The organism is Neisseria uirgultaei (assembly GCF_962719845.1).
Lineage (GTDB): Bacteria > Pseudomonadota > Gammaproteobacteria > Burkholderiales > Neisseriaceae > Neisseria > Neisseria bergeri.
In genome coordinates this window covers 26988-52038 of the sequence record NZ_CAUIYF010000001.1, presented here as the reverse complement: position 1 = coordinate 52038, position 25051 = coordinate 26988, and the positions used below count along the sequence as shown (strand labels likewise).

Below are 25051 nucleotides of genomic sequence, written 5' to 3'. Positions count from 1 at the left end.
ATATATTGACAAATTCAAACCGAGGATTTTAAAATGCTGCCAAGCCAAGCCAAGCCAAGCCAAGCCAAGCCAAGCCAAGCCAAGCCAAGCCCTGATTTAAGCGACACAGCCGGGGCGAACACCGAGGCAATCTACACTTCAGACGGCATTACCGCCAACTCTACCCAACTCGAACAGCTCAAAAAACTCTTTCCCGCCTGTTTTGACGCAGACGGGCATTTCCTGATAGACAAATTCCAAGCCGAAATCGCGCCGCAGACCGACATCAGCCGCGAATTTTATGCAATGAACTGGCTGGGAAAATCCTATGCCCGCCTGCTTCGCAACCTGCCGCCCGAAACCCTGATAAGTGAAGACAAGATGCACAACGCCAAGCCCGAAAATGCAGGCAGCCAAAACCTGCTGATTCGTGGCGACAATCTAGAAGTGTTGAAACACTTAAAAAACGCCTACACAAACAGCGTGAAGATGATTTACATCGACCCGCCCTACAACACCGGATCAGACGGCTTTGTCTATCAGGACGACCGCAAATTCACACCCGCCGAACTTGCCCGCCTGGCGAATATTGACGAAGACGAAGCCGCGCGGATTTTAGATTTCACCGACAAAGGCTCAAACTCGCACAGCGCATGGCTCACCTTTATGTATCCGCGCCTGTATGTCGCCCGCGAACTGTTAAAGGACGACGGCGTGATTTTTATCTCGATTGACGATAACGAAGCGGCGCAGTTGAAGTTGTTGTGTGATGAAGTGTTTGGGGAAGGGAATTTTGTTGCTTCTTTTATCTGGAACAACAAATATACAGTTTCAAATGATACAGATGTCTCATATCAGCATGAACATATTTTATGTTATGCAAAAAATAGAAATATATTTTCTTTAAATTTGTTAGATAGAACAGATAAGCAAAATAAAGATTATAAAAACAGAGATAACGACCCTAAAGGTGCTTGGAAAGCAACACCACTTCACGCAAGAAGTGGTAGTAACAATAGCATTTATACAATTACATTTCCTAATGGAATTACTTGGACTGCCCCAACTGGTCGTTATCCACGATATTCAAAAGCTAGGCTACAAGAGCTTTATAATGAAGGTGCCTTATATTTCAATAAAAATGGTGGAATTGATAAAAAAACTTATTTAAATGAAGTAAGAGATGGCGTTACTTGCGGAACATTTTGGAGTTATGAAGATGTTGGACACTCTCATGGAAATAACGAAGAATTAGCAGAAATGCTTGGTAAAGGAATTTTTAATGACCCGAAAGGTATAGCTTTATTAGAACGAATTATAAAACTAGCAACTGCAAAAGATAATGGCGATATTATTTTAGACTTCTTTGCTGGTAGTGGTTCAACCGCTCATGCTGTAATGAAATTTAATTTGGATAAAGGAAACAGAAATTTTATTTTGGTTCAAATTAATGAAGAACCCAAAGCGGAAGCAAAAAAAGCAGGCTACCCGACCATCTTCGACATCACCAAAGCCCGCATAGAAAAAGCCGCCGCCAAAATCCGCGCCGAGCATCCCGATTACACGGGCGATTTAGGCTTCAAAATCTTTCAAACGGCAGACAATTTCAGGCAGCATCCGGACAAGGATTTTTCGCCCGAACAACCGGATTTGCCGTTTAACGACGAATTAAGCGAAGAACAGCTGCAAACGCTTCTGACCACCTGGACGCTGTATGACGGGGCGGCACTGACCACGCCGGTTGAGCCTGTGCGGTTAGGGGATTACACGGCGTATCTGTGCGAAAAACGGCTGTATCTGATGAATGCCGGTTTTACTTCCGCCGATTTGTTGGAGTTTATCCGCAAGCTGGACGACGATGCGGATTTCAATCCCAACCGCGTGATTGTGTTCGGCAGCAATATGGCAAGCGCAATGCAGCACGAACTTGACCAGGCGGTACGCGGTTATACCAATAAAAAAGAGATTGAGTTGAATGTGGTTATCAGGGTTTGACGGAGGCAATTCATGAGCGGTTTTAATTACGAGAAAAACCAGCCGCACCAAATGCGGGCGGTTTCAGCGGTTTTGGGCGTGTTTGACGGGGCAACGCCCAAATATCGGACGGCAGACGAAAATCCCGAACTTTTGTTTGCTGCAAAACAATACGCAGACAATATCCTGAAAGTGCAAACCCAAAACGGCATAGGCGGCCGATTTCCAGACCGTTCGGACGACCAAAATATCCTTGATATTTCCATGGAAACGGGCACGGGCAAAACCTATACCTACACACAAACCATGTTCGAGCTGCACCGTTGGCTGGGCGTGTTCAAATTTATCGTGGTCGTGCCGACTTTGTCCATTAAGGCGGGAACGCAGCAGTTTTTGCAAAGCAAGGCTTTGGCGGAGCATTTTGAACAGGATTTCGGCGGCGATTATGAAGGCGTGCGCCTGAAAACCTATGTGGTGGAAAGCGCGAAAAAGAATAAGGGCAAAAAGTCCAATGCGCCCATCACGATTGAGCAGTTTGTCAAAGCGGAAAACAAAAAGGAAATCCATGTGCTGCTGATTAACGCGGGCATGGTTAATTCGCCGTCCATGACCGATACGGGCGACAAGGCATTGAAGGATTTGTTTGACAATCCCGTTGATGCATTGGCCGCCGTGCGTCCGTTTGTGATTGTGGACGAACCGCATAAATTCCCGACCCGGGAGAGCGCGAAAACGTGGGGTAATATCAAACGCTTAAAACCGCAATATATTTTGCGCTACGGTGCAACATTTAACGACGAATATTACAACCTGCTTTACCGTTTGACGGCAGTAGGCGCGTTTAACGACGGGCTGGTCAAAGGCGTGCGCGTGTTTCAGGAAGAAATGCAGGGCGGCATGGATGCAGCGGTAAAACTGGTGTCGTTTGACGGTAAAGAAGCGAAATTTGAATTAAACGAAAAGGACAAAAAGCAGACGTTCAAACTGGCAAAAGGCGAAGATTTGGCGCAAATCCACCCGGCCATTTCGGATTTGAAAATCGACAAAATGAATAAAACCGCAGTGGTGTTAAGCAACGGCTTGGAGTTGAAAACGGGTGCCGTCATCAACCCTTATTCCTATTCGCAAACGGTGCAGGACGCGATGATGCAGCGGGCGGTTGCCGAACATTTCAAGCTGGAACGCGCACTTTTGGCAGAACGCGCGCCACAGCCCAAAATCAAGCCGCTGACGCTGTTTTTTATTGACGATATTGCGGGCTACCGCAGCGGCAACGAGCTTTCAGGCAGCCTGAAAGATAAATTTGAAAGCTGGATCCGTGCGGAAGCGGCACGCCGCCTGAAAACGGAAAGCGACCCGTTTTACCGCGATTACCTGCAAAAGACGTTGGACGATGTATCCGCCTGCCACGGCGGTTATTTTTCCAAAGACAATACAGACAGCGACGATAAAATCGAGCAGGAAATCAATGAAATCCTGCACGATAAGGAAAAACTGCTGTCTTTGGACAACCCGCGCCGCTTTATTTTTTCCAAATGGACGCTGCGCGAAGGCTGGGACAATCCCAACGTTTTCCAGATTTGCAAACTGCGTTCCAGCGGCAGCACGACTTCCAAGCTGCAAGAAGTCGGACGCGGCCTGCGCCTGCCGGTAAACGAGCTGATGGCGCGGGTGCGCGATGTGCCGTACAAACTGAATTATTTTGTCGATAGCAGCGAAAAAGACTTTGTGAAGCAGCTTGTCGGCGAAATTAACGACAATTCTTTTCAGGAAGAAATCTCCAAAAAGTTTACCGAAGAGCTGAAACAAAAAATATTGCAAAAATACCCAGATATCAAACCGCTGGTATTGGTAAACAAACTGTTTTCAGACGGCATCATTGACGACAATGAAAACTTTACCGAAGACGGCTATGACAAATTAAAAGCCGCCTATCCCGAAGCCTTCCCCAAAGGTTTGGACAAAGGCAAAGTCAGCAACGCCAAAGACGAAGGCAAAGACACCATCATCATGCGCGAAGGCAAATATGAAGAACTCAAAGCCTTGTGGGAGCTGATTCACCATAAAGCCGTTTTGCAGTACAAAATCAAGGATGAAGCCGAATTTGCCGATTTATTTACCGCCTATTTGCGTGAAAACGCCGCCAAATTCCCGCAGGCAGGCATACGCACGGCGGTAAACGAAGCTTATATCAACAACGGGCTTATGCTTTCCCGCCGCATAGACAGTTTTGAAGATGGAGATTTTATCCGTTTCAATACAATGACTTATCGAGAGTTTCTGGAAAAACTGGCACAAACGGCAAAAATCCGCATGCAGACTTTGCATCAGGCGTTTTACCGCGTCCGCAACGAACTGAACATTGGCGATTTTTTGAATATGCAGACCATCGCCCAAATCAAAAACGGCTTCAACCGGTTTTTGCTTCATCATTCCTTCCATAAATTCGAACTGGATTACCGGCTTGTCGGCAGCAAAATCCATCCGACCAAATTTACCGATAAAGACGGCAAACCGCGCGCGGTGAAAAAAGCAGATTTGGGCAGATTTGAAGATACGGAGCACCGGCCTGCCGCCGGCTATCTCTTCGGCGAGATTTTCTACGATTCGGATATAGAACATGAAAATGTCGCCAACAACCAAATTGAAGGCGTAACCGTATTCACTAAAATACCGAGAAACTCCATCAAAATCCCTGTTGCCGGCGGCGGCACGTATTCGCCCGATTTTGCCTATATCGTGAAAACCAAAAGCGGCGAGATTCTGAACTTTGTGATTGAAGCCAAAGGGACTGACGGGGCGGAAGATTTGCGAAAAAGCGAAGAGCGGAAAATCAAACATACCGAAAAGCTGTTTGCCGAGATTTCCAAAGAAATCAAGGTGGTGTTCAAAACGCAGTTTGACGGCGAGAGGATAGCCGAACTGATCGGGCAAAATATGCCCGCAGGAGGACATTCTGAAAACGGACACTGAGAAACAAATGTTTGGGAGCCGTCTGCTTCGGGATTTTAAAATGCCGTCTGAAACGCCAAACGGGTTTCAGACGGCATTTTTGACGGCGGAGGCCTATGCGCCGCAGGTTTTCGGCTTGTTCGCCAGAATATTGATGACTTTGCGTTCGGCTTTTTGCGGCTCGATTTTGATTTCGCTCTCATCTTCTTCGTTGCCGTCTGAAAAACGTTCGGGCATTTTTTCGCTGTCAAACGCTAAATCGCCGCCGTGTTTCAGGCTTTGACCGCGTTCCAATCCGACAAAGTCAAAGAGTTCGGTATCGGCAAGGTGGGAAGGGACGACGTTTTGCAGGGCGGAGAACATCGATTCGATACGGCCGGGGAAGCGTTTGTCCCAATCGCGCAGCATATCGCCGATGACTTGGCGTTGCAGGTTGGGCTGCGAGCCGCAGAGGTTGCACGGGATAATCGGGAACTGTTTCAATTCGGCGTATTTGATCAAGTCCTTCTCTTTAACATACGCCAGAGGGCGGATGACGATGTGTTCGCCGTTATCGCTCACCAGCTTGGGCGGCATGGCTTTGAGTTTGCCGCCGTAAAACATGTTTAAAAACATGGTGGCGAGGATGTCGTCGCGGTGGTGTCCCAAGGCGATTTTGGTACAGCCTAATTCTTTTGCGGTACGGTAGAGGATGCCGCGGCGCAGGCGGCTGCACAGCGAACAAGTCGTTTTGCCTTCGTCCAACACGCGTTTGACGGTGGAGTAGGTGTCTTCTTCGACGATTTTGTACGGCACACCTATGCTTTCGAGATAGGTCGGCAATACTTCTTCGGGGAATCCCGGCTGCTTTTGGTCGAGATTGACGGCAACCAGTTCGAAATCAATCGGCGCGCTGGCTTGGAGCTGGCGCAGGATGTCTAACAGGGCGTAGCTGTCTTTGCCGCCGGAGAGGCAGACCATGATTTTGTCGCCCGGCTCGATCATGTTGAAATCGTTAATCGCATCGCCGACGGCGTGGCGCAGGCGTTTGCTGAGTTTGTTGTTTTCCAGTTCTTGTTTGGTTTTTTTGGACATGGCGGTTTGGGTTTGAAAATTGGAAAGGCGGCATTGTAACCGATTGGCGGGGCGGCAATGCCGTCTGAAGGGCTTCAGACGGCATCGGCGGCTTATTCTGCACTTTCGGTTTTAAAGAAAGTGCGGACCGCTTTGAAGCTGCCGCCGTTTGGGGCGGACAATGTTTTTTGCGCGGCGGAGAATTTAATCACGGCAAGGGCGGTAAAGTTTTCCGAATCTTGAACGCTGTCGAGTACGATGCCGGCCTCTTCGCCGTCTGCCGCCAGCAGGGTTCCTGCTTCGACGGCCGAATTTCCCGACAATACCGCCAAGCCGCGTTTGACCTGACCCCGATACTGGGCACGGGCAATGATTTCCTGTCCCGGATAGCAGCCTTTTTTAAAGTGTACGCCACCGATGATGTGCTGATTGAGCATTTGGGCAACGGCAGTTTCTTTGGTAGCCGCGCATATCCACGGATAACCGCTGCGGATTTCGTGCAGCCGCCACGCGCTTTCGGCGGCGGCATCATAAGGCGGCAGGGCGTTTTTGGGGGCAATGTGCAAAATGCCACGATGGGGCAGGACGACGGTGCAGATGCCGTCTGAAGCGCATTCGGCGGTAAAGGCGAGACTGGGTTCTTGTGCGGCAAGCGGTTCGGCGGATGTTTCCAATTCCGCGCCGACGGCGTAATCTTCAAGGATTTCAAAAACGGCTTTGGCACGCAGGACAAACATCCGCAAGCGTTTGACCGTTGCTTCAAGCAGGTCTTGCGCCATTATCAGCAGCAAATCGCCGCCTCGGTTGACGACAATCATATTGGCGATGACGCGGCCTTTGGGCGTGTTGTAAGTCGCATAACACGCCTGCCCGGACTGAAGATTATTGATGTCGTTGGAAAGCTGTCCGTGCAGGAAGGTTTGGCGGTCTTCGCCGCTGACGCGCGCCACGCCGAAAAAGGGCAGTAAGGTTTTCATCATTTGCGTACTCTGAAATATAAAGGAAATCTGTTTATGCAGTTGCCGCGTCTTTCTTCACGGCGGTTATTTTGATTTCGACACGCCACTCCGGACGGGCAAGCCGCGCTTCCACGCAGGCGCGGGCGGGCGTTCTGCCGGCGGCAACCCAAGCGTCCCACACGCCGTTCATTTCCTCATAGTCGCCCATATCGCGCAGATAGATGACCGCATCCAAAACGTGTGCCTTGTCCGAGCCGCATTCCGCCAGCCAGCGGTCGGTTTGGGCAAGCACGTCGGTAGTCTGTTCGGCAGCCGTTTCACCGTTTTCGGGAACCATGCCGGAGAGGAAAATCAAACCGCCCGCGCAAACCGCTTCGGAATAGCGGGGCGTTGTGCCGAAATACCGGATATCCATATCGGTTTCCTTCGATAAAGGGGATATATGGTAACATTGCACTTGACCGATTTCCATGTTTTGCATGACGAAAAATGAGTAAACACACTTATCCGATAACACCTGCCGTGCGCGTTTTGCGTGAAAACGGCATCGAATTTGAACCTTTTACCTATGCCTATGAGGAACACGGCGGCACGGCCCAATTTGCGCGCCTGTTTGGAAAAGACGAACACTTAGTCATTAAAACCATTGTTTTACAGGATGAAAACAGGCAGGGGCTGATTGTCTTGATGCACGGCGACAAACAGATTTCAACCCGCAATCTGGCGCGGCATTTGGGTGCGAAACACATCGAACCCGCCACGCCCGCACAGGCAAACAAGTGGACGGGCTATCTGGTCGGCGGCACAACGCCGTTCGGCATCCGGACAAAATTGGATATTTACGTCGAACAGTCGGTGATGGATTTGGACATCATCTATATCAATGGCGGAAAACGCGGGTTCATTATCGGCATCCGTCCCGGAGATTTAAATATTTTGAACCCGAAAACAATACAGGCAGCGGTTTGATGGGGGAGTATAAAGGAGCAATATGGACAAAGATTTGTATGCCGTATTGGGCGTGTCGCCGCAGGCGGGGGCGGACGAAATCAAACGCGCCTACCGCAAGCTGGCGATGAAATACCATCCCGACCGCAATCCGGGCAATCCGCAGGCGGAAGAAAAATTTAAAGAAATCCAACGGGCTTACGATACGCTTTCCGACCTGTCGAAACGGACGCAATACGACGCGTCCTTCAGACGGCATGATGAACGCGGGCGGCAGGAAGAGGCATTCCGCCGCGAACAGGCGCGCAGGGAGCAGTTTTACCGCGAACAGATGCGCCGCGAACAGGCGTTCGGACAGGAGTTTGAACGGCAGGCCTCACGTTCGCGCCATGCTTACGAACCGTCCGGCAGTGGAAGCGGGCGCAACTATGTCCTCGCCGCCTACATCCTGTTCGGTTTGGGTGCAATCATGCAGTTTATGCCCATAGTCGGCGTGATTCTCGCCTATATGAAACGGAACAGTTTGGACAGCATTATCTATGCCGCACATACCGAATACCTGATTAAAACCTTTTGGCGCACATTTTGGCTTTATCTTGTGGGCGCGCTGACTGCCCGTTTCGGTATCGGCGTGCTGATTATTATTGCAACGACCGTCTGGTATTTCTACCGCATCATCGCCGGCTTTATCCGCTTCAACGACGGCAGGGCGGTTGCACCCGAGAAATGGATATAGTATGGCTTACCTGTTAATCAGCATCGTGTTCAGCGTGTCGGTTTCCATTTTGCTGAAAATGGCAAGGAAGAAAAAAATCGACATCACGCAGGCGGTCGCCGTCAATTATGTGGTCGCGGTTATACTGACCCTGTCGGTATTGAAGCCGGATGTCGGCAATATCGGCGCATTTTTGCCGACATGGTGGCTGTTTGCCGCTTTGGGCGTGCTGCTGCCGTCCGTATTTGTCATTATGGGCAAATCCGTAGAAGCCTCCGGTATCGTCAAATCCGACGCGGCGCAGCGTTTGTCGCTGTTTTTGCCGATTGTTGCGGCATTGACCCTGTTTGGTGAAAAACTCAGCGAAGGCAGACTAATCGGACTGTGCCTCGCATTTGCCGCGCTGTTCTGCCTGCTTTGGAAGCACGGTGGCGGCAAAAAATCAGGCAGCGCGTGGCGGCAGGCGGCCTTGCTGCTGGGCGTGTGGGCAGGTTACGGCATTATCGACATCCTGTTCAAACAGATTGCCAAAAGCGGCACAGCATTTGCGGGCAACCTGCTGGTTGCATTTGTGCTGGCGGGTGTGCTGATGTTTGCCTGCCTGTTTGCCAAATCGGTCAGATGGCGCGTTGAGAGTGTGGTCGGCGGCATACTCTTGGGCGGTTTGAATTTTATGAATATCGTAACCTACATCACCGCGCACCAAATGATGAAGGACAATCCCACGCTGGTTTTTGCCGGTATGAATATCGGCGTGATTGTTTTGGGGACGCTTTCGGGCGCACTGTTTTTTAAGGAAAAAATCAACACAATCAATACGGCGGGAATCGTGTTGGCACTGTGTTCCATCGCCTGCCTGTTTTATTGGGCGGAGGTCAAGGCACTGTTCGGCATATAATCCGGCTGATTGATATAACAAAATGCCGTCTGAAGCAGCATCCCTGCTTCAGACGGCATTTGTCTGCAACGTTACAGATGGGGGTTCATCAGGTTTTCAGGAGAGAGGATGCGGTTGAGTTCTTCTTCACTCAACAGCCCGCGTTCCAAAACGACCTCACGCACGCCTTTGCCGGTTTGGGCGCAGATTTTGCCGACCAAATCGCCGTTGTGGTGTCCAATATACGGATTCAGATAAGTCACCAACCCGATGGAGTTGAAGACATACCGCTCGCAGATTTCTCGGTTGACCGTAATGCCTTTGACGCATTTTTCGGCGAGGTTGACGGCGGCATTGCCCAAGAGGGAAATCGTTTCAAACATACATTGGGCGATGACCGGCTCCATCACGTTTAATTGCAGTTGCCCGGCTTCGGCGGCGAAGGTAATCGTCGTGTCGTTGCCGATGACTTTGAAGCAGACTTGGTTGACGACTTCGGGAATCACGGGATTGACTTTGGCGGGCATAATGGAAGAACCGGCCTGCAATTCGGGCAGGTTGATTTCTTTCAAACCGGCGCGCGGGCCGGAAGAAAGCAGGCGCAAGTCGTTGCAGATTTTGGAGAGTTTGACCGCCGTGCGTTTCAATGCGCCGTGTACCATCACATATGCGCCGCAGTCGGAGGTTGCTTCGATCAGGTTTTCAGTCAGTTTGCAAGGCAAGCCGCTGACTTCGGAGAGTTTCTCAACGACTAAAGCCGCATAGCCTTTGGGTGTATTCACGCCTGTGCCGATGGCGGTTGCGCCCAAATTGACTTCCAAAAGCAGTTGGCGCGTGCGGTCAAGGTTGAGGATTTCCTCTTCCAGCAACACTTGGAAAGATTGGAATTCTTGTCCGGCAGTCATCGGTACGGCATCTTGAAGCTGGGTGCGGCCCATTTTCAAAACGTCTTTAAATTCTTCGGCTTTGGCGGCAAAGGCATTTTTCAGGATGGCCAGTTTGTCGAGCAATTCGCCGATGCTGTAATACACGGCAAGGCGGAAGCCGGTAGGGTAGGCATCGTTGGTAGATTGGCTGGCGTTGACATGGTCCATCGGATTAACGATGTCGTAGCGGCCTTTCTCATAGCCCAAGGCTTCCAATGCGAGGTTGGCGATGACTTCGTTGGTGTTCATATTGACCGAAGTACCTGCGCCGCCCTGATACACGTCGGATGGGAATTGGTCGAGGCAGCGGTTGTTCAGCAGAACTTCGTCGCAAGCCTTTTCAATGGCGGCGGCGATTTCGGGTTTTACTGCACCCAATTCTCCGTTTGCCTGCGCGGTCGCTTTTTTGACCATCACCATACTGCGGACAAACTGCGGCACGTCGGAAATTTTTTGCGTGGAAATTTTAAAGTTTTCAATGGCGCGCAGGGTGTGGATGCCCCAATACACTTCGGCGGGAATCTCGCGGTCGCCCAATAAATCGTGTTCGATACGGACAGTCATGTTTTTACCTTTGTAAGTCGGATAATTAATATTGAAAAAATGCGCCATCGGAAAGATGCCGCAGCAGGACGAACACTATACCAGTTGGGCGGCGTTGTCTATGGTGTTTTCAAGAACAATGCCGTCTGAACGCCGAAATGCCGCGTCTTAAGGATGCTGCTCCGGCAGGTCTGCCAGCGTTTTCCGCGCCAGCGTCGCACCGAGGTTATGGCGGTGCAGCCCCAAAACCATGCCCGTCCACACACCGCGTCCGCTCGGGTCGGTCAGCAGCGCAACGCCTCCGGTCAGCCATTGGTAGAGGGAATGCGGAAGCACATGGACGGAATATGCCGCATCATGCCTGCCGCGATAACGGACACGCCCGAACGCACCATAAACAACCAGTTCCTTATCATCGATATAAACCGATTTGCACGTCGTCAGCGCATACCACCAACGCTCCATGCGCCACATCCAAAACACGGAAAAACCCGCCGTCAAGACACTGTAAACCGAATCGGATACGGGAGGAACACCCCATTCGAGCAACTGGTTTCCGCCGCCTATCCAAAGCAGCAGACCGAAAAACAGCGCAAGCAGCGGCTGAAACAACCTGCCGCGCAGAACGGAATGCCGGAACAGCAGCCCTTCGCCCGCAATAGAAACCCCGAACGGCAAATCACGTTTTAAGGTTCTGATGTATTCGGAAAGGTTGGTCGGATTGGGATGCGGTGCAACCATATCGGTTTTCGGTTTGCAGCATGTCGAACAATGCCGTTTGAAGGGATACACCTTTTGAGTCCTTACAGGCTTAGGAAGAGGGTAAAACGTACCATAAAACATACCATAAAAAAACGGTAACGGATAGTAATCAATGGTAACGTGATGTGATGTGGCGTAACTGATTTTCTACAATAGAATCAATGCGTAAGTAACAAAAAATCCCAAACTGTAAAAGTTTGGGATTTGTATTTGGCAGAGAGGAAGGGATTCGAACCCTCGATACGCTATTCACGTATACACGCTTTCCAGGCGTGCGACTTAAACCACTCATCCACCTCTCTAATGGCGGAAAATTATCCCAATCGGGATAATTTATTATTTGGTGCCCAGGAGAAGACTCGAACTTCCACACCCGTGAGGATACCAGCACCTGAAGCTGGCGCGTCTACCAATTCCGCCACCTGGGCAATCTAAATATTGAAATAAAGCAAAGTATGATTGGTGCCCAAGAGAAGACTCGAACTTCCACACCCGTGAGGATACTAGCACCTGAAGCTAGCGCGTCTACCAATTCCGCCACCTGGGCTTTGCTTTATTTACTGTTTTGCGGTACAGTGTCGTTCCGCAAAGAAGTCGCCATTATATAGGTCATAAAAAGAATGTCAACGGTCAAAATGAACAAAAATATTAAATATTTAAATTTACGGGAAAAAGATCCGTTTTTGGGTCGGGAGAAACAGCGTTATGAACATCCTTTGCCCAGTCGGGAATGGATAATTGAATTGTTGGAGCGCAAAGGTGTACCTTCAAAAATTGAATCGCTTGCACGCGAGCTTTCGATTACGGAAGACGAGTATGTCTTTTTTGAACGCCGTCTGAAAGCGATGGTGCGGGACGGTCAGGTTTTAATCAACCGCCGGGGCGCGGTTTGCGCGGCGGACAAATTGGATTTGGTCAAATGCCGCGTCGAGGCGCATAAGGACGGTTTCGGCTTCGCCGTACCGCTCATGCCGACGGGCGAAGGAGATTTCGTTTTATACGAACACCAGATGCGTGGTGTCATGCACGGCGACATTGTTACCGTTCGCCCTGCCGGCATAGATCGCAGGGGGCGGCGCGAAGGGACGGTTCTGGATATTGTCGAACGCGCGCAAAGCAAAGTTGTCGGCCGTTTCTATATGGATAGGGGCGTGGCGATTTTGGAGCCGGAAGACAAGCGTCTGAACCAAAGCATCGTATTGGAACCGGACGGCGTGGCGCGTTTCAAACCCGAATCCGGTCAGGTTATCGTCGGCGAAATTGAGGTTTATCCTGAGCAGAACCGGCCGGCAGTGGCGAAAATCATCGAAGTATTGGGCGATTATGCCGACAGCGGCATGGAGATTGAAATTGCCGTGCGAAAGCATCATTTGCCGCACCAATTCGGTGAAGCGTGTGCCAAAGCCGCGAAAAAAATTCCCAACCATGTACGAAAAAGCGATTTGAAAGGCCGCGTCGATTTGCGCGACCTGCCTTTGGTAACGATAGACGGCGAAACGGCGCGCGATTTTGACGATGCCGTGTTTGCCGAGAAAATCGGACGCAATTACCGTTTGGTCGTGGCGATTGCCGATGTCAGCCATTATGTCCGCCCCGATGACGCTATCGACACAGACGCTCAGGAACGCAGCACCAGTGTTTACTTCCCGCGCCGTGTGATTCCGATGCTGCCGGAAAACCTGTCCAACGGCATCTGCTCGCTCAATCCTAATGTCGAGCGTTTGTGCATGGTGTGCGATATGGTCATCACTTACGCGGGCAATATTAAAGAATACCGCTTCTACCCCGCCGTGATGCGCTCCCATGCCCGCCTGACCTACAACCAAGTTTGGAAATGGATTTCAGACGGCATCGACCATCCGCACAAAGCCCAAATTGATACCCTTTACAAACTCTTCAAAATCCTTCAGAAAAGGCGTTTCAAACGCGGCGCGGTGGAGTTTGAAAGCGTCGAAACCCAAATGCTTTTCGACGGCAACGGCAAAATTGAAAAAATCGTGCCCGTTGTCCGCAACGATGCCCACAAGCTGATTGAAGAATGTATGCTGGCGGCGAATGTTTGCGCGGCAGAGTTTTTGCTGAAAAACAAACATACGGCTTTGTTCCGCAACCATTTGGGTCCCACGCCCGAAAAACTCGCCACCCTGCGCGAGCAGCTCGGTCTGTTGGGGCTTCAACTTGGCGGCGGCAACAACCCGACGCCGAAAGACTATGCCGCGCTTGCCGAACAATTCAAAGGCAGACCCGATGCCGAATTGCTGCAAGTCATGATGCTGCGCTCCATGCAGCAGGCGGTTTACGAACCGCATTGCGAAGGGCATTTCGGTTTGGCTTATGAAGCATACGCCCACTTCACTTCCCCCATCCGCCGCTATCCCGACCTGACCGTCCATCGCGCCATCAAAGCTGTATTGGACAAGCAGACCTACACGCCAAACAAAAGCTGGCAGGCTTTGGGCGTGCATACTTCGTTTTGCGAACGCCGTGCCGACGATGCCGCACGCGATGTGGAAAACTGGCTGAAAACCTACTATATGCGCGATAAGGTCGGCGAAGTATTCGAAGGTAAAATCTCCGGCATGACCAGTTTTGGTATCTTTGTAACACTAGACGGCATCCACATCGACGGCTTGGTGCACATCAGCGATTTGGGCGAAGACTATTTCAACTTCCGCCCCGAAATCATGGCAATCGAAGGCGAACGCAGCGGCATCCGTTTCAACATGGGCGACAGGGTTGCCATTAAAGTGGCCCGTGCCGATTTGGATACCGGAAAAGTTGACTTTGTCTTGATTGCGGGCGGCACGTCCGACAGAAGGCATTCCGGAAAAAACAAAATGCCCAATGCAGAACCCAAAAGAAAAAAAGCCAAACCACCCAAGAAGAATACCCCGTCAAACAGCAAATTGGAAAAAGGAGGGAAAGGGCAGAAGGGGAAAAGTAAAAAATCCGTTTCCATCAAAATAAAGAAAGCCAAGAATAACCGCTAATCCGTATCGAGGAAGTTGCCGATGCGGTCGAACTTGACCTTTTCCCAATCCGATTTCCCCATTTTGTTTACGCTTGTGCGCAATGCGGAACGCTATTTTGCCGACGATTCCAACACGTTGGTGATGAAAACCCGTCAGTTTGCCAAGCTGACGGCGAAAACCATGGCGGCAAACTATGGACTGGCGGAGTTGGAAAACGGTTCGTAGTCGGATCTGCTCAAACAGTTGCACGTTATGGCATTGATTGAGATATGCTGCATCTTTTCCACGGCTTGCGTAAATCCGGCAATGCGGCAACGCACGTATTTAACGACGACCGTAAAGCGGCGGTAGAAAGTTTGATGGCGGCGTGGCAGATTGCATTGTGGTTTTGCCGCATTTTTGCCGACGGGCAGGAAGATTTTGTGTCGGATAATCCTGCCTATTTGCAGACACAAAGTACGCTAGAAAATCCGCCCGTTTCCAACGGAGAAGAGCAACGCCTGTTGAAAGCGCAAGAAGCGGAATTGGCAAAATTGCACACGGAATTGGCCGCGAAAAGCGAAAAAGAACAACAGGCACGCCGCAACCAATTGGACAAACATTTTGCCCACAGCCGCCAGATGCAGAATTTGGATGAAAAATAAACCTGCCTGCTGTTGATTGATGCCCAACTGCGCGAAGCCGGTTGGGAAGCGGATACGGAAAATCTGAACTACCAAAAAGGCACGTGTCCGGAAAAGGGCGGAATCTGGCGATTGCCGAATATCCGTGCGGTAAGGACAGGGCGGATTACGTGCTGTTTTGCGGTTTGATGCCGATTTCCACGGCGGATGAAGCGCACCAAGAAAAATCTCGGCATTTTCTGAAAAAAAACTTTGGCAGTTTATTGCACTATTTGCAACTCCCTTGTACTTTTATAAAAGCGACGGTTATCATCGCTTTTGTTTTACCGGTTGCAGATAACCAGTTCGCTGCTGGAGACCTTTACAAAAATCCCCAAAACCCCCTAAATCCCCACCAAGACATTTAGGGGATTTCTCATGAACACCTTCTTCCAGCAAACCGCCCAAGCCATGATTGCCAAACACATCGGCCGCTTCCCATTATTGAAGTTGGATCAGGTGATTGATTGGCAACCGATCGAACAATACCTGAATCGTCAAAAAACCCGTTACCTTCGAGACCACTGCGGCCGTCCCGCCTATCCCCCGTTGTCCATGTTCAAAGCCGTCCTGCCCGGACAATGGCACAGCCTCTCCGATCCCGAACTCGAACACAGCCTCATCACCCGCATCGATTTCAACCTGTTTTGCCGTTTTGACGAACTGGGCATCCCCGATTACGGCACCTTATGCCGCTACCGCAACCGGCGGCGCAAGACGACACCCTGTCCGAATTGCTCAAACTGATTAACCGCCAACTGACCGAAAAAGGTTTAAAAATAGAGAAAGCATCCGCCGCCGTCGTTGACGCCACCATTATTCAGACCGCCGGCGGCAAACAGCGTCAGGCCATAGAAGTCGATGAAGAAGGACAAGTCGGCGGCCAAACCACACCGAGCAAAGACAAAGATGCCCGTTGGACAAAGAAAAACGGTTTATACAGACCCGGTTACAAACAATATACCCGCACCGATGGGGAAGGCTATATCGGGAAACTGCACATTACCCCCGCCAATACCCATGAGTGCAACCACCTGTCGCCTTTGCTGGAAGGGATAGCCGAAGGTACGGCCGTCTATGCCGACAAAGGCTATGACAGTAAGGAAAACCGGCAACATCTGGAAGAGCATCGGTTGTCGGACGGCATTATGCGCAAAGCCTGCCGCAAACATCCGCTGACGGAAGTGCAAACCAAACGCAACCGCTATTTGTTGAAGACCCGTTATGTGGTCGAACAAAGCTTCGGTACGCTGCACCGTAAATTCCGCTATGCGCGGGCAGCCTATTTCGGACTGATTAAAGTGAGTGCGCAAAGCCATCTGAAGGCGATATGTTTGAACCTGTTGAAAGCGGCTAACAGGCTAAGTGTGCCTGCTGCCGCCTAAAAGGCGGCCCGGATGCCTGATTATCGGGTATCCGGGGAGGATTAAGGGGGTATTGGGGTAGAATTAGTGGATATTTGAAACGAAAACAGCCGAAAACCTGTGCTGGGGTTTCGGTTGTTGGGGGGGGAAAGGAATTTTGCAAAGGTCTCGGATCAAATTTCCATTAGCTCATTATTTTAAAATTGAAATTTTATATTTTATTTCACTGTTGTTAAAACGCTGTTCACATTCCTTTATCGGTTTTATCATTCATCACCGTATTTACGGCTTCGGGAGACAGGGGCTTACCGCATTTGCTGCAGTAATCGATTTTTGGAACAGGGGAAACGCCTTTAAAGAAAGTAAAGCTATCCGACCCGATGCCGACGGAGGTGCCATAATTCATCTTTTGGAATTCGTGGCAATAGGGGCAGATTCCTGCGATGATTATGTAGAATAAAATTATGATACCTCCGAAACTGAAATATATCGCAAATATTATTTGCACAATTGTTATTTGCAGAAAGTTAGAACCCGTTATCACGTCTTGGATAAATGCCAAAACCACTGTGATTTCGAGAATTAAAAAGAAAAATTTCGGAATCCTCATCCTTTTCTGAAACCTGATTGCGGTATCCATGGCTTTGTCTTTGTCATTTAAGTTTGTGTTCATATTTTTGACCTTCTTTGCTTTTTAAATCCTTTTTAAATTGCCGACTTTTTCCGTTCCAAATGTCCCATTTGAACATTATCCCGCTGCCTAAAATACGACCCAAATTCATCGGCTGTTCTTGCTGCGATACCTGCAAACAACAGTTCAATGGGTTTATTTTGTTTATTCTAACCTATTACTGTTTAAATAAATTTCCAAAGGCTTGGGCAGGCCGTAATCTTTCAAATGCGCCGGCTTTATCCAAATGCCGTCTGAAGGGCTTTCAGACGGCATTTGCCCTTCAAACGGCGTAATCATCAGCAAACGGTGAGTCAGGCGGTGGGTCAGGGCGGTTTGTTCGTCCATATCTGCCATGGTCAGGGAGAATTTGGCGGCAAAGTCGGAAAGCCCGTTCAAACTTTCAAAACACGGTACGCAATACAGACCGCCCCAAATGCCTTTGGCAGGGCGTTTTTCCAATAAGATTGCGCCGTTTCGGTTGCGGACAATCAGCCAATAAAGCGGCAGGGTTTGTACTTCGGGGGCAGTTTTTTTGCGCGGTAACTCAGCAATGCGGTTTTGCTTTTTCGCTTCGCAGATGTCCGCCATCGGGCATTGGTGGCACAAGGGTTTCGTCCGTTTGCACACGGTCGCGCCCAAATCCATCAAGCCCTGCGTGTAGGCAGGCATATCGGTGTTTTCAGACGGCATCAGGCTTTCGGCAAGCGTCCAGAGCGAGTTTTCAAATTTTTTGTCCTGCGGATTACCGTCGCGGGCAAACACGCGGCAGAGTACGCGTTTGACGTTGCCGTCCAAAATGGTCTCGCGGCGGTTGAAGGCAAAGGCGCAAATGGCGGCGGCGGTACTTCTGCCTACGCCGCAGAGCGTTTCCAAGTCTTTGCGTTCGGATGGAAAGATACCACCGAATTGTCCGACGACTTGTTGCGCGGCTTTGTGCAGATTGCGCGCGCGGCTGTAATAGCCCAACCCCGCCCACAACGACAACACTTCGTCTTGCGGCGCAGCGGCAAGCGTTTGTACGGTCGGGAATTTTTCCAAGAAACGCGGATAGTAGTCCAATACGGTGGCGACCTGCGTTTGCTGGAGCATGATTTCGGAAAGCCAGACGCAATAAGGGTTTTGCACTTGCCAAGGCAGGTGGTGCCTGCCGTATTGTTTTTGCCAGCGGATGAGCCGTTCGGAGAAGGGGATGGGTGTGTTCATTAATATCAATCTGTGGTTTTATTTATATTTAAAACAATATGTTATGGTATAACATTGTGAAAGTAATTCTTATTGACATACAGATTATAGGGGTATATAACTCATACAAAGAGACTTTATTGCGGTATTGAAATTATTTATCAACAAGCAAGGAGTATCAGCATGAAAGCAATGGTTTATCACGGCGCAAACGACATCCGTTTTGAAGAAAAACCTCGTCCGCAGATTATCGATCCGACCGATGCGGTGGTGAAAATCGTCAAAACCACGATTTGCGGTACTGATTTGGGTATTTGGAAAGGCAAAAACCCCGAAGTCGCCGACGGCCGTATTCTCGGCCATGAAGGCATCGGTATTGTAGAAGAAGTCGGCGATGCTGTAAAAAACATTAAAGTCGGTGATAAAGTCATTATTTCATGCGTCAGCAAATGCTGCACTTGCGACAACTGCAAAATCCAACTCTATTCACACTGCCGCAATGGCGGTTGGATTTTGGGCTATATGATTGACGGTACGCAGGCCGAATACGTCCGTACGCCTTATGCAGACAACAGCCTTGTTCCGCTGCCCGACAATGTCAACGAAGAAGTCGCCCTGCTGTTGAGCGACGCTTTGCCGACCGCACACGAAATCGGCGTGCAATATGGTGATGTCAAACCCGGCGACACCGTATTCATCGCTGGTGCAGGCCCTGTCGGCATGTCCGCCTTGCTGACCGCCCAACTGTATAGCCCCGCCGCCATCATCGTTTGCGATATGGACGAAAACCGTTTGAAACTGGCGAAAGAGTTGGGCACGACCCATACCATTAACCCTGCTTCCGGCGATGTAAGCAAGCAAGTTGCCGCTATCGTCGGCGAAGACGGCGTAGATTGTGCCATCGAAGCGGTCGGTATCCCTGCAACTTGGAATATGTGCCAAGACATCGTGAAACCCGGCGGCCATATCGCTGTGGTTGGCGTACATGGTCAATCCGTTGATTTCAAACTTGAAAAACTCTGGATTAAAAACCTTGCCATCACAACCGGCCTGGTAAACGCCAATACCACCGAAATGCTGATGAAGGCAATTTCCAGCAGCTCCGTCGATTACACCAAAATGTTGACCCACCATTTCAAATTCAGCGAATTGGAAAAAGCTTACGACGTGTTCAAACACGCCGCCGAAAACCAAGCGATGAAAGTGGTTTTGGAAGCGGATTAATCGGCGTTGAATCAGTTGTTTTTTAAGCGGATGCCGTCTGAACGTGTTTCAGACGGCATTTTTTCAGCCGCGTAAAACGGGCTGTGCCTGATCAATCAGGTATAGTGGATTAACAAAAATTAGGACAAGGCGACGAAGCCGCAGACAGTACAAATAGTACGGCAAGGCGAGGTAACGCCGTACTGGTTTTTGTTAATCCACTATATTTAAGGGGGATTAATGGGATATTTTGGTGGGAACGGCGGGTATTTGAAACGAAAACAGCCGAAAAACCTGTGGTTGGATGTCGGCTGTTTGAAGAAAAGGAATTTTGCAAAGGTCTCTGAGCGTTATTTTTTAACGACGGTTAACTTGTTAGTTTTAGCTGTTCATCACGACATTTTACCGATAGGGCGATTTTCTAACTACTTGATAAATATATTATAATTATTTTTCTCGTCATATATTTCCTCATATCGTGTGTCCTTCGCATTATGCGGGAGATGGATGGGTATTTTAGGGGAGGTGCTGCCGTGTATGCCGACTGGGCCGCCAAGCGGCAAAATGCCATCTGAAACAGCAAAGGGCTTCAGACGGCATTTTTACGATGCGGTTCAGGCTTTGGGTTTCAATGCCGCCGCTTCTTTGGCGAGGCGGGTGATGGTGTCCCAGTCTTTGTTTTTTACAGCTTCTTTCGGCGTCAGCCATGAGCCGCCGACGCACAGGACGTTGGGCAGTGCCAAGTACTCGGGGGCGGTGGCCAGGCTGATGCCGCCGGTCGGGCAGAAGCGTACGTCGGCGTAAGGTCCGTAGAGGGCTTTGAGCATCGCTTTGCCGCCGACAACTTCGGCAGGGAAGAGTTTGAGTGTGTCGATGCCGTGTTCCAAAGCCAGTTGGACTTCGCCCGGAGTGGCAACGCCGGGAATCAGGGGGATGCCGCTATTGTGGCTGGCTTTGGCGAGGGATTCGTGCAGGCCCGGGCTGATGGCGAAAACCGCGCCTGCGTCTTCGACGGCTTTGAGCTGTTCGGGATTGGTTACCGTACCTGCGCCGACGATGGCGTTGGGTACTTCTTTGGCAATCAGGCGGATGGCGTCGAGGCCGACGGGGGTGCGCAAGGTGATTTCGAGGGTAGGAATGCCGCCTTCGACAAGGGCATGGGATAAATCGACGGCAGTGCTCAAGTCGTCAATCGCCATTACCGGCACAACTGCGCCGGCAGTTAAAATTTTGCGGGGGGTCAGTTTGGACATTTCGGTTCTCCAAGTGGAAGGGAGTGTTGTTTTTTGCTGCGGTCAAACGGGATGGGGGTTTAAGTTTTCAGACGACCTTTGGGGGCTGTAGGTCGGATTCGAGAATCCGACCTACGTCTTTGGTTTTATTCGCGGGCTAAGCCCACGCTACGTCTGCTGTGTTCAAACGGGACGGGGTTTAAGTTTCAGACGACCTTTAGAGGCTGTATTCGGATACTCATATTCGACAAATGCCCTGATAACGTTGGATTCGAGAATCCGGCCTACGTCTATCTTAAACGGCTTCAATAATTTTTCAGACGACCTTCCGTTCACAAAGGTCGTCTGAAACGTGCATCAAGCAAATTCGCCGCCGAAACTCATAGCACCGGTTTCTGCGCTGCTGGTCATACTGCGGAAGCCGGCGAAGAGTTCGCGACCGCAGCCTTGTTGGTTCGCGCCCAAGTCGATGCGCTCGACTTCGCGGGCGTTCCATTCGGCTTCGTCAATCAGGACGTTGAGTTCGCCGGTAACAGAGTCGAAGCGGATCAGGTCGCCGGTACGGATTTTGGCGATGTTGCCGCCCATCAGGGCTTCGGGCGTCATGTGGATGGAGGCCGGAACTTTGCCGGACGCACCGGACATACGGCCGTCGGTCAGCAGTGCTACTTTGAAGCCGCGGTCTTGCAGAATGCCTAAAGGAGGGGTCAGTTTGTGCAATTCGGGCATACCGTTGGCGCGCGGACCTTGGTAGCGGACGACGCAGACGAAATCGCGTTCCAACTCGCCGCGCTCAAACGCAGCCAATACTTCGCGTTGGTCGTTGAATACGATGGCGGGCGCTTCGATGATGCGGCAGCCTTCGCGCACGGCGGACACTTTAATCACGCCGCGACCGATGTTGCCTTTCATCAGGCGGAGACCGCCGTCCGGGGAGAACGGATTGTCAGCTTTACGCAGAATGTCTTCATTGCCGCTGGTTTCGGGCACTTCGCGCCATTCGAGTTTGCCGTCGATGAGGAAAGGCTCTTTGGTGTAGTGGCGCATGCCGTGTCCGACGACGGTATCGACATCGTCGTGCAACAGGCCTGCGTCCAGCAATTCGCGGATAACGAAAGGCAGGCCGCCGGCAGCGGTAAAGTGGTTCACATCGGCTTTGCCGTTGGGGTACACACGAATCAGCAATGGAATGATAGAAGAAATTTCATCAAAGTCGTCCCAGTTCAAAATCACGCCTGCGGCACGCGCCATGGCAACGAGGTGCATGGTGTGGTTGGTCGAGCCGCCGGTCGCCATCAGACCAATCAGGGCGTTGATGAAGGATTTTTCGGTCAACATTTCGCCCAAAGGTTTAATCGTGCCGTTTTTGATGCCGCGCGCGAGATGTCCGGCGGCGTAGCGGGTCAGGGCTTCGCGCAGGTCGGTATAGGGATGGACGAAGGCGGCGGCAGGCAGGTGTACGCCCATCATTTCCATCATCATTTGGTTGGAGTTTGCCGTGCCGTAGAAAGTGCAGGTGCCCGGGCTGTGGTAAGAACCCATTTCGCTTTTCAAAAGTTCGTCGCGTCCGACTTTGCCTTCGGCAAAAAGCTGGCGGGTGCGGGCTTTTTCCTTATTGCCGATACCGCTGGACATCGGGCCGGCGGGAACGAAGATGCCGGGGATATGACCGAACGAAAGCGCGCCTATCATCAAACCCGGTACGATTTTGTCGCACACGCCCATAAACAGGCTGCCGTCGAACATTTGGTGCGACAGGCCGATGGCGGTACTCATGGCGATGACGTCGCGAGAGAACAGCGACAATTCCATACCGGCGTAGCCTTGCGTGATACCGTCGCACATGGCGGGCGTACCGCCGGCGACTTGGGCGGTCGCGCCGTTTTTCTGCGCTTCGTCTTTGATTTGGTCGGGGAAGTCTTTAAACGGCTGGTGTGCGGAAACCATGTCGTTGTAGGCGGTGATGATGCCTAAGTTGGGGACGGTGTCCTGAAGCATTTCGATTTTGATGCTTTTAGGCATGGCAGCATAGCCGTGCGCCAAGTTGGAGCAGCCGAGCTGGTTGCGCTCTAAGCGTCCCATTTGTTTGGCACTGCGGATTTTCGCCAGATATTTTTCACGCGTCGGACGGCTGCGTTCGATAATGCGCCCGGTAATTTCGGCGAGTTTGGAGTGGATAGGAGTAGTGTTCACGGTCGGTCTCCTGTCGGAACGGGGTGGTATTGGGGATTTGTTTGTGCGTTTCTGATTTTTGTATCGGGTATTCAGACGGGGAGTGTTTTAAAAGATATGCCGTCTGAAAGTGGGAAGCGGGTGCTATTATAGTACAAAATTTGTAATTTTGTTACAAAAAAATCAGGCATTGAAAAGAAATTTGATTTAAATCGCAGAATCTTCCGATTGTTGTAACGGAATAGGGGAAACCTGCCCGATTTTTGGACTAAGTCAAATAAATTGTAAAAATGGGAATAGACAAAAAGTGTAGCGGTGTGTAGTATTACTACTCATTATGCCGCCTGCCTTTGTTTCCGATATTGTGATGCAGCGTGATGGGAAAAGCAGGTTTCAGACGGCATCGAAAAATTCTTTCCTGACGAGATAATACGATGAGTACACAAACAAATTTTGATTTGGTGTTGTTCGGTGCGACCGGCGATTTGGCGATGCGCAAGCTGTTGCCCTGCCTGTATCAGGCGCACGTGGCCGGTCTGCTTCATCCCGAAGGGCGTATTTTGGGGGTCAGCCGCAGCGAGTTGGATACAGAAGGTTTTCTGGCGAAGGTGGAAACCAGTTCCAAAATCCATGTGAAAGAAAATTTTTCCGATGAGGCTTGGGCATCGTTTGTCGAACGTCTCGCATATCTCAAAGTCGATGTTACGCAGCCGGACGATTTTGCCGCTTTGGGCGATTTGGTCAAAGCGTGCAAAGAAACCGACAACGTCGTCATTTATCTGTCCACCGCGCCCAAATTCTTCGCGCAAGCCTGCGAGAACCTTGCTGCGATCGGTTTGAATGCCGACAATGTGCGCGTGGTTTTGGAAAAACCGCTGGGTACGGATTTGGCTTCTTCCCAACAAATCAATACCGATGTGGCGCGTTATTTCAAAGAAGGGCAAATTTACCGCATCGACCACTACCTTGGCAAAGAAAGCCTGCAAAACCTGCTGGCGCTGCGTTTTGCCAACGTGATGTTCGAGCCGCTGTGGAACAACAAATATATTGAAAGCGTGCAGCTGACCATTGCCGAACAGCTCGGTGTGGAAGAGCGCGGCGAGTTTTACGACATTACCGGCGCGTTGCGCGATATGGTGCAAAACCATTTGATGCAGATGCTGTGCATGACTGCGATGGAAGCCCCCGCCAGTTTGGATGCCGACGCGGTGCGCGACGAAAAAGTCAAAGTCATCAAGTCATTGAAGCCGCTGACCGTCGAATCTGTCAATGAAAACGTCGTGCGCGGACAATATACCGCCGCCAAAGGCATGAACGGTTATCTTGAGGAAATCAACGTTCCGCAAGACAGCTTTACCGAAACCTACGTCGCCATTAAAGCCGAAATCGAAAACGAACGCTGGAAGGGCGTTCCCTTTTACCTGCGTACAGGCAAGCGCATGGCGGGCAAAGTGGCGGAAATCGTTTTGAACTTCAAAGATTTGAACAGCCATATTTTTGAAGGCAGCCGCACCGCGCCCAACCGGCTCGTTATCGAGTTGCAACCGCATGAATCCGTGCGCCTCTATACGCAGATGAAAACCCCGGGTGCTGGCAATAAGGTCGAAACCGTGCCGCTGGCAACCGATTTGGGCAAAGCATTGGAAGGCCGCCGCGCCGAGGCTTACGAACGCCTGCTGTTGGATGTGATTAACGGCAAACTCGCTTTGTTCAACCGCCGCGACGAACTCGAAGCCGCTTGGGAATATGTGATGCCGATTTTGGAAAACTGGGCAGGCAATACCACGCCGCCGCACGGTTACGGCGCACATTCTTGGGGTCCCGAAGCCGCCCGCGAACTGTTGGCACGCGACGGACACAAGTGGCACGAAGAGCAGTAATGCAATAATGCGTTCAGACGGCA

Annotated in this window: 20 protein-coding genes, 3 tRNA genes and 1 pseudogene; 12 read left to right on the top strand and 12 right to left on the bottom strand. The window is 50.8% G+C overall.

What is annotated here, in order from left to right; genetic code table 11:
* Positions 1-33 precede the first annotated feature (33 nt).
* Positions 34-1974 (top strand): site-specific DNA-methyltransferase, encoded by a 1941-nt coding sequence (locus Q9J32_RS00255; protein WP_304675346.1) that lies wholly within the window; start codon positions 34-36, stop codon positions 1972-1974.
* 12 nt (positions 1975-1986) lie between these two features.
* Entirely contained in the window at positions 1987-4926 is a 2940-nt protein-coding gene (locus tag Q9J32_RS00250) for a type III restriction-modification system endonuclease (RefSeq protein WP_301883825.1), read from the top strand.
* A gap of 93 nt (positions 4927-5019) precedes the next feature.
* Here Q9J32_RS00250 and ttcA read toward each other — a convergent pair whose 3' ends face one another.
* From ttcA to Q9J32_RS00235, 3 genes are all read right to left on the bottom strand, one after another.
* Positions 5020-5979, bottom strand: a complete 960-nt coding sequence (ttcA, locus tag Q9J32_RS00245; protein WP_301883828.1) for a tRNA 2-thiocytidine(32) synthetase TtcA — start codon at positions 5977-5979, stop codon at positions 5020-5022.
* Between the two features lie 92 nt (positions 5980-6071).
* Positions 6072-6935 (bottom strand): CAF17-like 4Fe-4S cluster assembly/insertion protein YgfZ, encoded by an 864-nt coding sequence (gene ygfZ, locus Q9J32_RS00240; RefSeq protein WP_301883910.1) that lies wholly within the window; start codon positions 6933-6935, stop codon positions 6072-6074.
* 34 nt (positions 6936-6969) lie between these two features.
* Positions 6970-7332 carry a RidA family protein gene (locus tag Q9J32_RS00235; RefSeq protein ID WP_301883830.1) on the bottom strand — a complete coding sequence of 121 codons (363 nt, stop codon included), beginning with the start codon at positions 7330-7332 and terminating at the stop codon, positions 6970-6972.
* A 74-nt stretch (positions 7333-7406) separates the two neighbouring features.
* On the opposite strand from Q9J32_RS00235, the gene ybaK reads away from it, so the two are divergent.
* The 3 genes from ybaK to Q9J32_RS00220 are packed head-to-tail and all read left to right on the top strand — an operon-like array spanning position 7407 to position 9478.
* A complete protein-coding gene (gene ybaK, locus Q9J32_RS00230; RefSeq protein ID WP_124215561.1) occupies positions 7407-7886 on the top strand; it encodes a Cys-tRNA(Pro) deacylase in 480 nt (159 codons plus the stop codon).
* A 22-nt stretch (positions 7887-7908) separates the two neighbouring features.
* Positions 7909-8601, top strand: coding sequence for a DnaJ domain-containing protein (locus Q9J32_RS00225; RefSeq protein WP_301883835.1), 693 nt, complete (start codon positions 7909-7911; stop codon positions 8599-8601).
* 1 nt (position 8602) lies between these two features.
* Positions 8603-9478, top strand: a complete 876-nt coding sequence (locus tag Q9J32_RS00220; protein WP_301883838.1) for a DMT family transporter — start codon at positions 8603-8605, stop codon at positions 9476-9478.
* A 71-nt stretch (positions 9479-9549) separates the two neighbouring features.
* Here Q9J32_RS00220 and aspA read toward each other — a convergent pair whose 3' ends face one another.
* The 5 genes from aspA to Q9J32_RS00195 all read right to left on the bottom strand — a co-directional run bounded on the left by aspA (position 9550) and on the right by Q9J32_RS00195 (position 12235).
* The gene (gene aspA / locus Q9J32_RS00215; RefSeq protein ID WP_301883841.1) at positions 9550-10947 is read right to left on the bottom strand and encodes an aspartate ammonia-lyase; all 1398 of its coding nucleotides are present in this window, start codon (positions 10945-10947) and stop codon (positions 9550-9552) included.
* 147 nt (positions 10948-11094) lie between these two features.
* Positions 11095-11667 carry a hypothetical protein gene (locus Q9J32_RS00210; RefSeq protein WP_301883843.1) on the bottom strand — a complete coding sequence of 191 codons (573 nt, stop codon included), beginning with the start codon at positions 11665-11667 and terminating at the stop codon, positions 11095-11097.
* Positions 11668-11899: 232 nt separating this feature from the next.
* Positions 11900-11990, bottom strand: a tRNA-Ser gene (locus tag Q9J32_RS00205).
* A 39-nt stretch (positions 11991-12029) separates the two neighbouring features.
* Positions 12030-12116 (bottom strand) — tRNA-Leu (locus tag Q9J32_RS00200).
* Between the two features lie 32 nt (positions 12117-12148).
* A tRNA-Leu gene (locus tag Q9J32_RS00195) sits at positions 12149-12235 on the bottom strand.
* A gap of 88 nt (positions 12236-12323) precedes the next feature.
* On the opposite strand from Q9J32_RS00195, the gene rnr reads away from it, so the two are divergent.
* From rnr to Q9J32_RS00170, 5 genes and pseudogenes are all read left to right on the top strand, one after another.
* Positions 12324-14678, top strand: coding sequence for a ribonuclease R (rnr, locus tag Q9J32_RS00190; RefSeq protein ID WP_301883844.1), 2355 nt, complete (start codon positions 12324-12326; stop codon positions 14676-14678).
* A gap of 21 nt (positions 14679-14699) precedes the next feature.
* Positions 14700-14885, top strand: a complete 186-nt coding sequence (locus tag Q9J32_RS00185; protein ID WP_301883847.1) for a hypothetical protein — start codon at positions 14700-14702, stop codon at positions 14883-14885.
* Positions 14886-14929: 44 nt separating this feature from the next.
* Positions 14930-15304, top strand: coding sequence for a hypothetical protein (locus tag Q9J32_RS00180; RefSeq protein WP_301883848.1), 375 nt, complete (start codon positions 14930-14932; stop codon positions 15302-15304).
* An 83-nt stretch (positions 15305-15387) separates the two neighbouring features.
* Positions 15388-15690, top strand: a complete 303-nt coding sequence (locus Q9J32_RS00175; RefSeq protein ID WP_301883850.1) for a hypothetical protein — start codon at positions 15388-15390, stop codon at positions 15688-15690.
* Positions 15691-15700: 10 nt separating this feature from the next.
* Positions 15701-16707, top strand: a pseudogene (locus tag Q9J32_RS00170) (IS5 family transposase).
* Positions 16708-16930: 223 nt separating this feature from the next.
* Here Q9J32_RS00170 and Q9J32_RS00165 read toward each other — a convergent pair.
* Positions 16931-17359, bottom strand: a complete 429-nt coding sequence (locus Q9J32_RS00165; protein ID WP_301883852.1) for a hypothetical protein — start codon at positions 17357-17359, stop codon at positions 16931-16933.
* A 162-nt stretch (positions 17360-17521) separates the two neighbouring features.
* The gene (gene mutY / locus Q9J32_RS00160) at positions 17522-18562 is read right to left on the bottom strand and encodes an A/G-specific adenine glycosylase (RefSeq protein WP_301883853.1); all 1041 of its coding nucleotides are present in this window, start codon (positions 18560-18562) and stop codon (positions 17522-17524) included.
* Positions 18563-18724: 162 nt separating this feature from the next.
* On the opposite strand from mutY, the gene Q9J32_RS00155 reads away from it, so the two are divergent.
* Positions 18725-19765 (top strand): zinc-dependent alcohol dehydrogenase family protein, encoded by a 1041-nt coding sequence (locus Q9J32_RS00155; protein WP_301883855.1) that lies wholly within the window; start codon positions 18725-18727, stop codon positions 19763-19765.
* A gap of 593 nt (positions 19766-20358) precedes the next feature.
* Here the strand turns inward: Q9J32_RS00155 and Q9J32_RS00150 are convergent.
* Both Q9J32_RS00150 and edd read right to left on the bottom strand, forming a co-directional pair.
* On the bottom strand, positions 20359-20997 hold the full coding sequence (locus Q9J32_RS00150; RefSeq protein WP_301883858.1) for a bifunctional 4-hydroxy-2-oxoglutarate aldolase/2-dehydro-3-deoxy-phosphogluconate aldolase: 639 nt from the start codon (positions 20995-20997) through the stop codon (positions 20359-20361).
* A 336-nt stretch (positions 20998-21333) separates the two neighbouring features.
* Positions 21334-23169, bottom strand: a complete 1836-nt coding sequence (gene edd / locus Q9J32_RS00145; RefSeq protein WP_301883860.1) for a phosphogluconate dehydratase — start codon at positions 23167-23169, stop codon at positions 21334-21336.
* Positions 23170-23582: 413 nt separating this feature from the next.
* Here edd and zwf point away from each other — a divergent pair, with 413 nt between their 5' ends.
* Entirely contained in the window at positions 23583-25028 is a 1446-nt protein-coding gene (gene zwf / locus Q9J32_RS00140) for a glucose-6-phosphate dehydrogenase (RefSeq protein ID WP_301673368.1), read from the top strand.
* Positions 25029-25051: the final 23 nt, after the last annotated feature.